The organism is Acinetobacter sp. FDAARGOS_494, from assembly GCF_003812225.1.
Taxonomy (GTDB): domain Bacteria; phylum Pseudomonadota; class Gammaproteobacteria; order Pseudomonadales; family Moraxellaceae; genus Acinetobacter; species Acinetobacter baumannii.
Genome location: NZ_CP033866.1, coordinates 142,285 through 155,836, shown reverse-complemented (window position 1 = coordinate 155,836; position 13,552 = coordinate 142,285). Strand labels below are relative to the sequence as shown.

Below are 13,552 nucleotides of genomic sequence, written 5' to 3'. Positions count from 1 at the left end.
CTTTTAAGGTTAAAAAAGATCAAACAAAGGCTTTTTAGTGGAAATTTTCTTGTATATGACTCAATGATAAAGAGTTTTATCTGTGGTTACGCTTGGAAACAATGTTATATAAATTAACAACTTAAAAAGTATTCTTTTGAGAGAGTGTGATATAAAAATAATCACTACTCATGAGTACAGGATTAATCTTATGGATATTATAGATATCAAGATCAAAGACCAATTTGATCAAATTCATGATGCGAAAGCTCAATTAAAGAAGAATTTAGTTGAACATGAAAATGAGCCTTTAAAGCTAAGTCAGCGTATCGAACATATTATTGTAGATAATGAGGTGATCTTACCCACTACAGAATTGCTATTTGAAAGTGAACAAAACGAAAAAATTTATCGTGTTATTGAAGAATAATTCAAAGTTAATGAAGTTAAATGCGAAGATGATAAAGCAGAAGGTAATAAAACACTAAAATTACGTTAAAATAATGGTTTCGTTTTAAAGAGAAAGCTTTATGCTGCTGGAAAAAATTTTACAATCACAAGGGTTTGGTTCACGTAAATATTGTCAGCAGTTAATAAAAAATGGTTCAGTAAGTATTGATGGGGAGGTTGTGAGTGATCTCAAAAAGCAGTTCGCCCCAGAAAATTTTGAGTTTTCCGTTTTTGGTCAAAATTATCAATATAGAGAAAAAATTTATATTGCTCTAAGAAAACCTCAGGGTTTCGAGTGTTCTCATCATCCTCAGCATCATCAAAGTGTTTTTAGCCTACTGCCTGAGACCATGATTCATCGTGGTGTGCAGGCGGTTGGACGCTTGGATCAAGACACAACGGGGCTGCTTTTACTTACTGATGATGGTAAATATCTACAAGCTTTAACTCATCCTCGTAAACATGTACCAAAGGTTTATCACGTTACAACTTACGACCCCGTAACCCCTGAGCAAATTGAAATGCTTATTCAGGGAGTTAATTTACACCAAGAAAAAGGGGTATTTGCTGCCACAGATGTAGCACTACTAGAAACTCATCAATTAACGATGACTATTCATCAAGGTGTTTATCATCAAGTCAAAAGAATGATTGCAGCCGTAGGCAATAAAGTCGAGAAATTACATCGACATCAAATTGGTCAATTGGTTCTACCTGAAATTGAGGACGGGGATTGGGTATATTTGTCGGAGCAGGAAAAACAACTCGCTCAAAATATTATTTAAGAAAACAATGAAATGTCTGGAACTCACTGTCTCTAATAAACCCCATTTTTTCATAGAGGCGGTGAGATTCATGATTATTCGATTGGGTTTCTAGGCTAATACGTAAAGCATTTTCTTGTTTTGCAAATAAAATCGCTGTATCAATGAGCTGTTTTGCTGAGCCTTGACGACGGAATAGGGGAGTAACATATACATCATCTAAGATGTAGTAAGTTGAACAAGCAACTGAAGAAAAACCTAAATAAAGCAATACGAACCCAGTAATTTTTTCGTCCTTAATATGGATGAAAAATACGCTCTCTTTATTCTCAAAACGTTGTTTTAAGAAATGATGGGATTCTTCGAGATTAGAAGATGCACCATAAAATTGACGGTATTCATCAAATAGGACAGCGAGTTGGCTTAGATCTTCATAGGTCGCTCGTCTTACAATCATTAGGCGCTCCTTGTATTTATGTTTATATTTTTACAAAGAGAGCATAACTAAAAAAGAAGCGAATTGACGTTAAAAGTTGTTTAAAAATGCAACACCGTTAAGTTTTGTCACTTTCACCTAATAGTGCATTTAACTCTTCAAATAAATCTTCATGGTCATCATCTTCATTTAAAGTTGAAGCGTTCTGATTTAATGAAGATGCTTTTGCTTTTCTCAGTTTTAATAATTGTTCCATATTAATATTCTGGTTTTCGATCGCAAAAGGAATAGATTTGGTTAAGACGACTTGTTTAAAGAACAGTCGTACTGCTTGGGCAGGGGTAATCCCCAATTGTTTAAAAACAGCAAAAGCCTGTTTTTTCTCTTGGGAGTCAAGTCGAACCTGATAAACTTCTGTTTTTCGCATGAATAACAAAACCAAATGATTTTTAATTTTTAGGGATTTATTTTAAACCATCGGAATGTAATTTCAATGTCTTTCAGCATAAAAAATAATCTTTTTGTCATTACGATGCGATTACAGTGTCAATTCAAGCTGTGAATTGAAAACCATTTCCTGTTTTGTTAGCGGGTCTATAAAAGAAATTTGCTTAGCTAGAAGCTGTAAGGGCTGAGAAAAATCATCATCGGCTTTATGTTGAACTATTGGATAAAACGGATCATTTTTAATCGGAATTCCCAAATGATTTAAATGGACGCGGAGTTGATGCTGTTTTCCGGTGGTTGGCGTTAAACAATATTTAGCCCATGAGTGATTATGTTCAATCAGCTCAATTTTAGTTTCGGTATTGGTTTTTGTATGTGCAATCACCTGCATTGTATAAAAGGGTGTACCTTTATCTAAATACAGTTTTAAATTCTGAGGAAATTTTAATTCAGCTTTATATGCAGCGATTGCATGGTAAATCTTATTGACTTGACGATCTGCAAATAACTGTTGGTAAATTCCACGTGACTGTGGTCGTTTGCAAAATAAAACGACACCGGCAGTTTCACGGTCTAATCGATGGATCGGGGTTAAAAACTCATTGCCAGTTTGCTTTTTTAATCGGACTAATAAAGTTTCTTGTACATATTGCCCTGTTGGGCTAATCGTTAAAAAATGGGGTTTATCTACAACAAGCAAGTCATCATTTTCAAATAAAATCTGATGCTCAAAGGGAACATGTACTTCGTTAGCAAGGAATCGGTAATAAAAAATATGCGTGTTTGCTATATAAGGGCTGTTTAATGTTAATTTTTCGCCATTTGCCGCGTAAATAAGCCCATCTTGAAAACGCTGCTGCCACTCTGTTGCTTTTATATGTGGAAAATTTTCGCAAAGAAATTGATAGATGGTTTGTGCTGTCGTTTGTGGAGGAAGATAGACTTGGCTTGCGCTTACGCCATCAATCATAGGTGGGAAAAATTCAATCGGACTAGACATAAAAGTGTGTCAATAGTTAATAAATGTGATGTAAAAAAAAGCCAACTTTAAGCACTTAAGTAGGCTTTAAAGCAGGGCAATGGTATCATATCGATTATTTTGAATCATGTTATGTGTGTTATGTCGTATTCATTGAAAATGGTCTTAAATCATGAAGAAGATACCCAGCGTTTAGCTCAGGCATTGGCGCAGCATGTTCAAGCTGGCGTGATTTATCTGATTGGAGATTTGGGCGCCGGTAAAACGACATTGACCCGTTATTTTTTGCAAGCTCTAGGGCATAAAGGCTCGGTTAAAAGTCCGACGTATACGTTGGTTGAACCATATAAAATCAATAATAAAGAAATTTTTCATTTTGACTTATATCGTCTCAATGATCCGTACGAACTTGAATTAATGGGAATCCGTGATTATCTAGATATTCAGGATGCACTATTTTTATTTGAGTGGCCATCGAAAGGTGGAGACGAAATCCCTGAAGCAGATATCGTCATTGATATTCAAAAATCAGATGATGAACTCAATCGTTTCGTCACCTTAACTTTACCAACAGAGCATTTATACCAGACTTTGCAGGAACAGCTTCATGACTGATGAAAAGCTAACACAACGTCGTATTCATACATTAGACGCCGCGTTAGCGAACCAGATTGCTGCCGGTGAGGTGATTGAACGTCCTTCATCGGTCGTAAAAGAATTATTAGAAAACTCAATTGATGCAGGTGCAACCGAATTAATTGTGCGGATTGCACAAGGCGGCTCAACATTAATCGAGATTATTGACAATGGACATGGGATTCATCCTGATGATTTACCATTGGCAGTGATGCGCCATGCAACCAGTAAAATTAAAACAGCAGAAGATTTACATGCCATTGTTAGCTTAGGTTTCCGTGGTGAAGCACTTGCTTCTATTGCAGCAGTTTCACGATTGACTTTAACCAGTAGCCAAGATGAAAGCGGAATTGGTCATCAGGTTGAGGTGAATGGTACCGCCTTTGATCATCAACAAGTCCAAGCTGTTGCTGCACAAAAGGGCACCCATATTCGAGTTCAGGACTTGTTTTTTAATGTGCCCGCTCGCCGTAAATTTTTAAAAAAACCAACCACTGAATTTGGGCATATTGAAGAAATTGTACGCCGTTTAGCTTTAACGCATTTTGATATACGTTTTGTACTTGAGCATAACGATAATATTCGAATTAATTTACCAATAGCAGATAGCGGTGAATTAAGATTTCAGCGTGTACAGCAATTATTGGGTCAACAGTTTGTTCAAAATGCTTACTGGATCGATGCCGAAAGTATTAACATGCGTTTGTCAGGTTGGCTAGGGCATCCTTCAGATGCACGTGCCCAAGCAGACTTACAATATGTGTATGTAAATGGCCGAATTGTGAAAGATAAAACCATTTCACATGCTTTAAGAATGGCATATGACGGTATTTTACATGGCCATCAGCATTCATCTTATTTACTTTTCTTAGAAGTTGATCCTGAAAATATTGATGTTAACGTTCACCCGACGAAACATGAGATTCGTTTTCTAAATCAACGTGAAGTACATGAGTTTGTAAGACATTATGCTAAAGAAACGTTAGCACAATTTCAGACAGCTAGTGCTGATTTAGCACAAGCCATGAAAGTGGATGATACTCAAAATCTTTCGGTACAACCTCAGCCTAAATACCAAGAACAATTTACATTGCACCGTACAGCGCAAGCCGCTGATACAGCAGTAGACAAGCCAAATGGTTATCAGCCTTCTACTGAGCTTTTAACTGATTTTAATAATAGTCGTCCCCAATCTGTTCATTATGCGGAACAAACTCCAAAATATAATGGTTCTGCGCAGTTAAATAATGCATTAAAGACTTACTTGGCACCATTACGTGATCAACCTGCTAATTTTTCAGTTGATGAAAGTATTGAGCCTGTCGCTAAGGTAGATGAATTTCCACTAGGTATCGCAATTGCCCAGCTTCATGGAATTTATATTTTGGCGCAAAATACTGAAGGCTTGATTATTGTTGATATGCATGCAGCACATGAGCGTATTTTGCTGCAACAAATGAAAAATGCTTGGGATAAACCTGAGTTTTGGACATCTCAACAGTTGCTTATCCCTAAAGTGATCTCAATTAGTCGTATGCAAGCTGTTCGTGTTGAGGATTTAAAACCTCAGCTTGAACGCTTAGGGTTAGAGATTGATTTATATGGCGATGAGCAAGTCATTGTGCGTGGTGTGCCGGCTATTTTGCAAAAAGCGGATTTTGAAAATCTTATTCCCGAACTTCTCAATGACTTAGATCCAAATGATGAAGCACAAGGTTTATTGCAAAAGCGTGATGAACTGTTAGCTGGTATGGCGTGTCATGGTGCAGTACGTGCTCATCGACAACTTAGTCTCTCAGAAATGAATGCTTTACTTCGCCAAATGGAACAAACCGAATTTGCGAGCCAATGTAACCATGGTCGCCCAACTTGGCGTGCATTTCCATTATCTCAACTAGATAAATTATTTGCTCGAGGAGAGTAGTTTTACATGTCAAACCAATTGCCCGTCATCAATTTAATGGGACCGACTGCAAGCGGAAAAACCGCTTTGGCATGTGAACTCTATGAACGTGGAAATTTTGAATTAATTTCAGTTGATTCTGCACTTGTATATAAAGATATGGATATTGGTACGGCTAAGCCAACGCGTGAAGAGCAGGAGCTATATCCGCATCATTTAATTGATATTATTACTCCACTTGAGGTCTATTCGGCTGCTCAGTTTGTTGAAGACGCTTGTGCTTTAATTGATGAGATGCATTCACGTGGTAAAACTCCTATTTTGGTAGGAGGAACCATGCTGTATTTCAAAGCTCTTTTAGAAGGATTATCAAGTAACTTGCCAAGTGCAGATGCAAATGTTCGCGCAGCAATTGAAGAAAAAGCAGCAAATGAAGGGTGGCAAGCTGTTTATGATGAGCTGGTAGCAGTAGATCCGGCGGCTGGAGTGAAGTTTAAGGTTTCTGATAAACAAAGAATTATTCGGGCGTTGGAAGTTTACCGTATTACAGGTCAACCAATTACCAAATTGCAGGCAGAACAACCAAAAAATGTACCATATCGATACACATTTCATAACTACGCTTTACTTCCAGATCGGTTAGAATTACATCAACGCATTGAGCAAAGATTAAGCAAAATGTGGGATATCGGTTTTTTGAGTGAAGTCGAGTCTCTAATTGAAAAATACGATTTAGATGAAAATTTACCCTCTATGCGTTCTGTTGGTTATCGACAAGCTCTAGAATTTCTATTAAAAAGTGATATGAGTCTCAAAAAAAAGCAGGAAATGGAGGATAAAGCCTTATTTGCAACACGACAACTTGCCAAACGTCAATATACGTGGTTACGTTCTTTGCAAGAAATACACGATTTTAAAACTTACTTGACGATAAAGCAGGCGAAAGAAGACTTGCGAAACTCTTATGGATAAAGCAAAATTTGCACACTGTCTTTTTATAATTTTTAGTTGAAAAATAAAGATAGTTTTTTTGCGCTGATTTAAAAATTTTTTTTTGGAGTTAAAAATGTCTAAAGGTCAAACTTTACAAGATCCGTTCTTAAATTCTCTCCGTAAAGAACGCATCCCAGTTTCTATTTTCCTTGTTAACGGTATTAAATTACAAGGTCATATTGAATCTTTTGACCAATATGTTGTTTTATTAAAAAATACTGTAAGTCAAATGGTTTACAAACACGCAATTTCTACAGTTGTTCCAGCTCGCAACCCACGTCCAGCAGGTGCACAAGGTGCAGGTTTCCCAGCTCAGGGTGGTAGTCAAGGTGGCTTCGGTGGTCAAGGCGCTGGCTTTGGTGGTGCTCAAGGTGCTGGCTTCGGTGGTCAAGGTGGCTTTGGTGGTCAAGGCGGCTTCGGTGGTCAAGGTGGCTTCGGTGGTCAAGGTGGCTTCGGTGGTCAAGGTGGCTTCGGTGGTCAAGGCGGCTTTGGTGGTCAAGGCGGCTTCGGCGGACATCAAGGCGGTTTTGATAACGATTCTAAATTTGAAGATGGTCAAGACGACGAAAACAATCGTTAATTGATTAGCTTGAAAAAAACCAGTCAGTGATGACTGGTTTTTTTATGGCTTTAAAAATATAAAAAAGCATATTAAAGCTACCTGCGGTCCATCTCTGTTTCATAAAATTTAGATTAATAGGTTCTTTGCAAATGGTATTAATATTTGCTGCAGCATTGTGCAGTGTTCTGGTTTCTGTACTACTTAAAAATTTAAAGAAAAAGGGATATCAACCCATGCAAATGATTGCATGGAATTACGCAAGTGCCAGCTTGCTATGTTATCTGTGGTTTAAGCCAGATATTCAGCATATTTCTATACAACATACACCTTGGTGGCTAATAGCGGCTTTAGGCGTCATTCTACCGAGTATCTTTTTATGCCTTGCTAAATCTTTAGAGTACGCAGGTATTGTCAAAACCGAAATTGCTCAGCGGTTGTCCGTGGTACTTTCTTTATTGGCAGCTTATTTCTTTTTCCAAGAGCAGTTTAATTCACTTAAATTATTAGGGATAGGTTTGGGAATTTTTGCTGTTCTCTTAATTTTATTAGGTCATTTCAACGAGTCTTCCGGATCTCAATCAAAAAAAGCAATTTTTGCTTTGATGAGTGTCTGGTTTGGATATGCCGCTGTAGATATCTTGTTAAAATATACGAGTAGCTTAGGCCTACAGTTTACTTTGACTTTAAATCTAATTTTTATAACGGCCTTTGTTTTATCGATTATTTATTTAATATTTCAAAAAAATTCAGCATGGCATTTTAAAAATACTTTTGCTGGGTTAATGCTAGGTGTACTAAATTTTTCAAACATTGCCCTATACGTTAAAGCGCATATTTTACTCAAAGATTCTCCGGCCATTGTCTTTGCGAGTATGAATATTTTGGTTGTGTTACTTGGAATAGTTTGTGGCGTAGTTTTATATAAAGAAAAATTAAAACTCCCAACGATTTTAGGAACGATTTTGGGAATAAGTGGATTGGTTTGTTTAGCCTTAGCTATGAAATAGGAGTTCAAAAGACTGTTCTTTTGAACTCCACTAAATTCTTATAAATGTGTAAAAATCACTTCATCCGGCAGACGAGATTTTGGCAATTTCGCATTGAAGTCATTTTCGCTTCTATAACCCAGTGAAACAATTACAGAGCTACGCAAACCTTTTTCTTTTAAGCCAAATTCTTCATTTAAAACATCTTCGTCAAAGCCACCCATTGGAGTTGCATCTATGCCTTCAAGACCAGCTGCAAACAGTAGTTGTCCTAAAGCGATAAAAGTTTGATTTTCCATCCAGCCGAATAAGTTCTTTTGCTCATTACGGTAAAACTCAACATAGCCATGACGAGTATCCTTTTGACCGAGTTTGGCTTTCTCATCTTTAAAACGACCACTTAAATCATCTTGTTCAAGTAACTGGTTTAAATATTCGGGTGAAATATCTGTTCTTGTACAAAATACAAGGGTGTGTGATGACTCAAGAACCTTGGGTGCATTGTAGGCATATCGTCCTGTTAAGGCTTTGGCAATGCGTTCTTTAGCAGTAGGATTGTCTGCAACCAAGAAATGCCAAGGTTGAATATTCACTGAAGAAGGGGTAAAGCGTAAAATTTCTAATAACTTATTGAATTTTTCTTGAGGAATTTTTTTCTCGGGATCGTACGCTTTGGTAGTGTAGCGACTTTTAACCGTATTTAATAAATCCATACTTTACTCCATATCAATCTTATTACAATGGAAGGGTTCTAATCTTTGGCATCATACGCGATTTTAGAGAAAAACATCTGCATTTTAATGTGATAAAGAAATATAATACTTATATAAATTTTTTACTAATTTATTGAAAATGTTTGAATTAATACCAATTAATCGAAAAAGTAAGCTGCGAGAAATTAGAATTATTAAAGCCTTTCTAATTTCTGCATTTGTATTGTGTCTTTTAATTTTATATATCGAATATCAAAAGTATGCACATATAAACTGGAAATTTGTATTCATTAGTTGTCTATGTATGATTTGGGATTTTGATTTAAATAGAAAAATTAAAGAATTGAAAGTTCAAATAAAAAGTGATTAATTTCTAGCTAATAATTCCAGACAATCAATTCGAGCTGTTGCGTATTTGAAGATGGATCAATTTCCAAAATATAAGCCTGATCTTCACGCCAATCGCCAAGAACAATCCGCTGTTTATGTTGTAATTGATGAATTGCTGGACGGTGAGTGTGTCCATGAATAAGTATATCTACATCTGTTAGGGCAGAGAGAACAGCTTGTTCATTTACATCCATAATTTCATAACTTTTTTGCTGTTTGTCTGAATGACTTCTTTTGCGAAAACCATTGACCAGTTTTGTACGGAAACTCAAGGGGGTACGGCGTAAAAAAGCAACTAGGAAGGGGTTTCGGATAATTTTTTTAAATTTTTGATAGGAAATATCATCAGTACATAACGCATCGCCATGTTCCAAACGGTATTGGTGACCTGCAATGTTGAGATAATAAATATCAGGAAGTAATACACCATTAAACTTATCTAGGAAAACCTGATTTAAAGCAAAGTCTCGGTTACCCACTTGGAAATAAACGCGATTACCTTTTTGGTTAAATACTTTTAAAGCCTCGACAATTTCGTCGAGCCAAGGCGCTGAATAGTCATCACCAATCCAAGCATTAAACCAATCACCTAAAATATAAAGCTGTGTTTGTTTATTTTGATAATGTACCAACAAATCTAAAAACCCTCGAACGAGTCGAGGGTGTTCAGGTGACAAGTGTAAATCTGAAATAAACAGATAAGTCACAGCTTTATCCTAAAATTATTCAGAAATAATTTTAGCAGATTCGATAACAACGTTTTCTAAAGGAACGTCAGCGTGATAACCACGGTTACCTGTACGTACGCCTTTGATTGCTTCTACAACGTCCATACCTTCAACAACTTTACCGAATACAGCATAACCCCAACCTTGTGCAGTTTTTGAAGTATGGTTCAGGAAAGAGTTGTTTTTTACGTTGATGAAGAATTGTGCAGAAGCAGAGTGTGGAGCTTGAGTACGTGCCATTGCAATGGTACCTACATCGTTGCTTAAACCATTGTCAGCTTCATTTTCAATCGCATCACGAGTTGCTTTTTCTTTGAAGTTTTCGTCAAAGCCACCACCTTGGATCATGAAACCGTCAATAACGCGGTGGAAAATCACGCCATCATAGAAACCGTCACGTACGTATTCTAGAAAATTAGCAGCCGTTTTCGGTGCTTTTTCAGTGTTAAGCTCAAGAACAATACGACCTTTGTTGGTGTTTAATTCGACTTGAGGAAAACTCATTACATTAATCTCCTAAACATGGGCAAATTGACCATGGGTTTTTGGTTGAGAGAAGCATAAGCAAACTGTAAACTACAAGGCAAGTAAAAAACGTTAAAATCTTTGTGAAAAATGAAGATAGCGTTTATTTTTTCGAAATTTTATCTACAAAGAAGTGATTGATACACTATGAAGCCTAATGATGTTGTCTCGAACCTGCCAAACAACCCGACACCGAATACTCATGCCTCTGTCGATTCTGCGCAGCAAGAACAACAGGCTGGATTAGATTTTGTTCGCCAAGTCATTACCGATGATTTAGCTGCCGGACGTGCCAAACAAATCGTAACGCGTTTCCCGCCAGAACCAAATGGTTATTTACATATTGGTCACGTAAAAGCAATTTGCCTCAACTTTGGCGTTGCTGAAGAGTTTAATGGTCTTTGTAATTTACGTTTTGACGATACTAACCCCGATGCGGAAGAACAAGAGTATGTTGATGGGATCGCCAATGATGTGAAATGGCTTGGATTTAGCTGGAATGGCGAACCACGTTATGCTTCCGGTTATTTTGATCAGCTTTATGCTTGGGCAATTCAGTTGATTGAACAAGGCGATGCATATGTTGATTTGCAGTCTCCAGAAGAAATCAAATTAAATCGTGGTAGCTTTGTTGAGCCAGGTAAAAATTCGCCATATCGTGATGCTTCTGTTGAAGAAAACCTTGCTCGTTTTGAAAAAATGCGCAATGGTGAACTTAAAGAGGGTGAAGCTGTTTTACGCGCCAAAATTGATATGGCAAGCCCGAATGTACATATGCGTGACCCAATTTTGTATCGTGTTTTACATTCAGAGCATCACCAAACAGGCGATAAGTGGAAAATCTACCCAATGTATGACTATGCTCATCCATTGTCTGATGCAATCGAAGGAATCACACATTCACTTTGTACATTAGAGTTCCAAGACCACCGTCCGTTTTATGACTGGATTGTTGAAAAAGTTAAGTCTAAAGCTGTGCCGCACCAGTATGAATCTTCTCGCTTAAACGTAGATTACACCATTACGTCTAAACGTAAATTACGTAAATTGGTTGAAGGCGGTTATGTGAATGGATGGGATGATCCTCGTATGCCAACGGTTGTGGGTATGCGTCGCCGTGGTTTCACACCAGAAGGCCTACGTGATTTCTGTAAACGTGTAGGTGTGTCTAAAACTGACGGTATTGTAGATGTCGCAATGCTTGAGTTCTGTATTCGTCAATCTTTAGAGAATACGGCAGCGCGCGGTATGGCAGTGTTAAATCCATTAAAAGTAACACTTACGAACTTATCGGAAGATTTAGACCTTACCCATGCTCGTCATCCTAATGTCGATATGGGTGAGCGCGTGATTCCATTAACTAAAGAAATCTATATTGACCGTAAAGATTTCGAAGAAGTACCGCCAAAAGGCTTTAAACGTTTAATTCCTGATGGTGAAGTTCGTTTACGCCATGCATATGTGATTAAGTGTGATGAAGTCATTAAAGATGCAAACGGTGAAGTCGTTGAGCTGAAGTGTTCGATCGATCCGGATACTTTAGGTAAAAATCCTGAAGGCCGCAAAGTAAAAGGCGTAATTCACTGGGTATCTGCAACTAAAGGTATTCCTGCTGAAGTACGTATTTATGATCGATTGTTTACAGAAGCTGACCCTGAAACTGGTGATGATTTCTTAGCAAACTTAAATCCAGATTCCTTGAAAGTGGTTCAAGCTGTGATCGAACCTGCTTTAGCTCAAGCGAAGCCAGAAGATCGCTTCCAGTTTGAACGCGAAGGTTATTTCGTTGCTGATCAATACGATCATACTCCTGAGAAGCCTGTGTTTAACCGTGTTCTTGACTTAAAAGATAGCTTCAAGCCTGAGAAAAAGTAAGAGATTGATTATCTCTTACTTTTTCTCAAGACGAATATCATGTGGTGAGTAAACAGAAAATATAAAAAGCCCAACTGTAAAGTTGGGCTTTTTATTCAGGTGTCTTCTCATATTTTCTTTTTCTTTATGATTAACGTCCTTGGCAAAGTAGCTTAGGCCGGGTTAATCACATAAAAATAAAGAACTAAGATGATGAGGAGAACGCATGAAAGCAATAAATAAGTATTGACCGTATTAAAGCTTTTAATAAATTTCCAGATATCCATAGTAATTCAGCGTATATTTTATGTTACAAATTAATAATACACTGAAAATTTTAAGAAATGTTTCCAAAGATAGAATATAAACTTTCCTTTGCTTGAAAAATAAACAATTAATACCAAATGGTAAACTCTAACCTTTGTAGATATTAGAAAATTTCTAATTTAACCACTATATCCGATTCGTTTTAGAAACTTTTGAATAACTTCAAATGCAGCATGTTCAAGTGCTTGAGCATATTGTAAGTTTTCTACTCGTAGTTTCGGAATTGAAATTTTGGCATTACGAAGTTCACATGTATGGCCAATTAACCATTTCTCAAAATTTTCTTCTGTTGTTTCAATATGAAACTGCAAGGCAAGAATATTATTTCCAACTTCAAATGCCTGATTAGTATAAATCTCTGAACTAGCTAATAACACTGCGTTTTCAGGCAAGTCAAAAGTGTCGCCATGCCAGTGTAAAACATGCACATTATTAAGCAAAGGCGATAATACCTGATTAGGACGTAAACTTAAGCTTAAGGCTCCCCAGCCAATTTCTTTTTGATGGCCTGCATATACTTTGGCGCCAAGTGCATGCGCAATAAGCTGTGCGCCTAGGCAAATACCAAGTGTAGGTTTATCTGCTGCCAAGCGTTGTTTAAGTAAAGCGATTTCATCTTTTAAAAACGGATAATCTTCGGTTTCATAAACTCCGATTGGGCCGCCTAAAATAATAGTTAAACCGTCATGTGTAAAAGCAGGGGTTAAATCATCCACACCTGCTTCAAAATAGCGGACACGAAACCCAAGTTGATAAAAAACATCTTCTAATGAACCTAGGTCTTCGAAAGCAAGATGCTGAATGGCATAAATAGTTTTAGGGAAGGCGTTTGTTGTGTTCATACAAATGATTTAGAGAAGATCAATAGGTGGAGTATAGC

16 protein-coding genes are annotated in these 13,552 nt (G+C 37.1%); 9 read left to right on the top strand and 7 right to left on the bottom strand.

Translation table 11 applies throughout. The features are described from left to right. Positions 1–190 precede the first annotated feature (190 nt). Positions 191–409: a hypothetical protein gene (locus tag EG365_RS00840; protein WP_000351255.1), complete on the top strand. Its 219-nt coding sequence runs from the start codon at positions 191–193 to the stop codon at positions 407–409. Positions 410–509: 100 nt separating this feature from the next. Next, on the top strand, positions 510–1,214 hold the full coding sequence (locus EG365_RS00835; protein ID WP_000923631.1) for a pseudouridine synthase: 705 nt from the start codon (positions 510–512) through the stop codon (positions 1,212–1,214). Here the strand turns inward: EG365_RS00835 and EG365_RS00830 are convergent. From EG365_RS00830 to EG365_RS00820, 3 genes are all read right to left on the bottom strand, one after another. Further along, positions 1,207–1,650 carry a GNAT family N-acetyltransferase gene (locus tag EG365_RS00830; protein WP_000637089.1) on the bottom strand — a complete coding sequence of 148 codons (444 nt, stop codon included), beginning with the start codon at positions 1,648–1,650 and terminating at the stop codon, positions 1,207–1,209. The genes EG365_RS00835 and EG365_RS00830 overlap by 8 nt on opposite strands. A gap of 97 nt (positions 1,651–1,747) precedes the next feature. Next, positions 1,748–2,056, bottom strand: a complete 309-nt coding sequence (locus tag EG365_RS00825) for a type II toxin-antitoxin system RelB/DinJ family antitoxin (RefSeq protein ID WP_001232531.1) — start codon at positions 2,054–2,056, stop codon at positions 1,748–1,750. 111 nt (positions 2,057–2,167) lie between these two features. Next, a complete protein-coding gene (locus EG365_RS00820; RefSeq protein ID WP_000097946.1) occupies positions 2,168–3,076 on the bottom strand; it encodes a pseudouridine synthase in 909 nt (302 codons plus the stop codon). A 120-nt stretch (positions 3,077–3,196) separates the two neighbouring features. Here EG365_RS00820 and tsaE point away from each other — a divergent pair, with 120 nt between their 5' ends. From tsaE to EG365_RS00795, 5 genes are all read left to right on the top strand, one after another. After that, positions 3,197–3,670 (top strand): tRNA (adenosine(37)-N6)-threonylcarbamoyltransferase complex ATPase subunit type 1 TsaE, encoded by a 474-nt coding sequence (gene tsaE, locus EG365_RS00815; RefSeq protein ID WP_002049012.1) that lies wholly within the window; start codon positions 3,197–3,199, stop codon positions 3,668–3,670. Beyond that, a complete protein-coding gene (gene mutL, locus EG365_RS00810) occupies positions 3,663–5,615 on the top strand; it encodes a DNA mismatch repair endonuclease MutL (RefSeq protein WP_000129009.1) in 1,953 nt (650 codons plus the stop codon). The genes tsaE and mutL overlap by 8 nt, the downstream gene beginning before the upstream one ends. Positions 5,616–5,621: 6 nt before the next feature. Further along, a complete protein-coding gene (miaA, locus tag EG365_RS00805) occupies positions 5,622–6,566 on the top strand; it encodes a tRNA (adenosine(37)-N6)-dimethylallyltransferase MiaA (RefSeq protein WP_000070779.1) in 945 nt (314 codons plus the stop codon). A 94-nt stretch (positions 6,567–6,660) separates the two neighbouring features. Then, positions 6,661–7,167 (top strand): RNA chaperone Hfq, encoded by a 507-nt coding sequence (hfq, locus tag EG365_RS00800; RefSeq protein WP_000033651.1) that lies wholly within the window; start codon positions 6,661–6,663, stop codon positions 7,165–7,167. Between the two features lie 131 nt (positions 7,168–7,298). Beyond that, positions 7,299–8,156, top strand: a complete 858-nt coding sequence (locus tag EG365_RS00795) for a DMT family transporter (protein ID WP_000242910.1) — start codon at positions 7,299–7,301, stop codon at positions 8,154–8,156. A 38-nt stretch (positions 8,157–8,194) separates the two neighbouring features. On the opposite strand, the gene nfsB is transcribed toward EG365_RS00795, so the two are convergent. Continuing rightward, positions 8,195–8,848: an oxygen-insensitive NAD(P)H nitroreductase gene (gene nfsB / locus EG365_RS00790; protein WP_000365034.1), complete on the bottom strand. Its 654-nt coding sequence runs from the start codon at positions 8,846–8,848 to the stop codon at positions 8,195–8,197. A 139-nt stretch (positions 8,849–8,987) separates the two neighbouring features. Here nfsB and EG365_RS00785 point away from each other — a divergent pair, with 139 nt between their 5' ends. Then, positions 8,988–9,218, top strand: coding sequence for a hypothetical protein (locus EG365_RS00785; RefSeq protein ID WP_000462405.1), 231 nt, complete (start codon positions 8,988–8,990; stop codon positions 9,216–9,218). Positions 9,219–9,225: 7 nt separating this feature from the next. Here the strand turns inward: EG365_RS00785 and EG365_RS00780 are convergent, their stop codons facing one another. After that, the gene (locus EG365_RS00780; protein WP_000221666.1) at positions 9,226–9,945 is read right to left on the bottom strand and encodes a UDP-2,3-diacylglucosamine diphosphatase; all 720 of its coding nucleotides are present in this window, start codon (positions 9,943–9,945) and stop codon (positions 9,226–9,228) included. 15 nt (positions 9,946–9,960) lie between these two features. Next, positions 9,961–10,470: a peptidylprolyl isomerase gene (locus EG365_RS00775; RefSeq protein WP_000009660.1), complete on the bottom strand. Its 510-nt coding sequence runs from the start codon at positions 10,468–10,470 to the stop codon at positions 9,961–9,963. Between the two features lie 168 nt (positions 10,471–10,638). Between EG365_RS00775 and EG365_RS00770 the strand changes: the two genes are divergently transcribed. Continuing rightward, on the top strand, positions 10,639–12,366 hold the full coding sequence (locus tag EG365_RS00770; RefSeq protein ID WP_000803945.1) for a glutamine--tRNA ligase/YqeY domain fusion protein: 1,728 nt from the start codon (positions 10,639–10,641) through the stop codon (positions 12,364–12,366). Between the two features lie 425 nt (positions 12,367–12,791). On the opposite strand, the gene EG365_RS00765 is transcribed toward EG365_RS00770, so the two are convergent. After that, positions 12,792–13,514 carry a glutamine amidotransferase gene (locus tag EG365_RS00765; protein ID WP_001098472.1) on the bottom strand — a complete coding sequence of 241 codons (723 nt, stop codon included), beginning with the start codon at positions 13,512–13,514 and terminating at the stop codon, positions 12,792–12,794. Between the last annotated feature and the right edge of the window lie 38 nt (positions 13,515–13,552).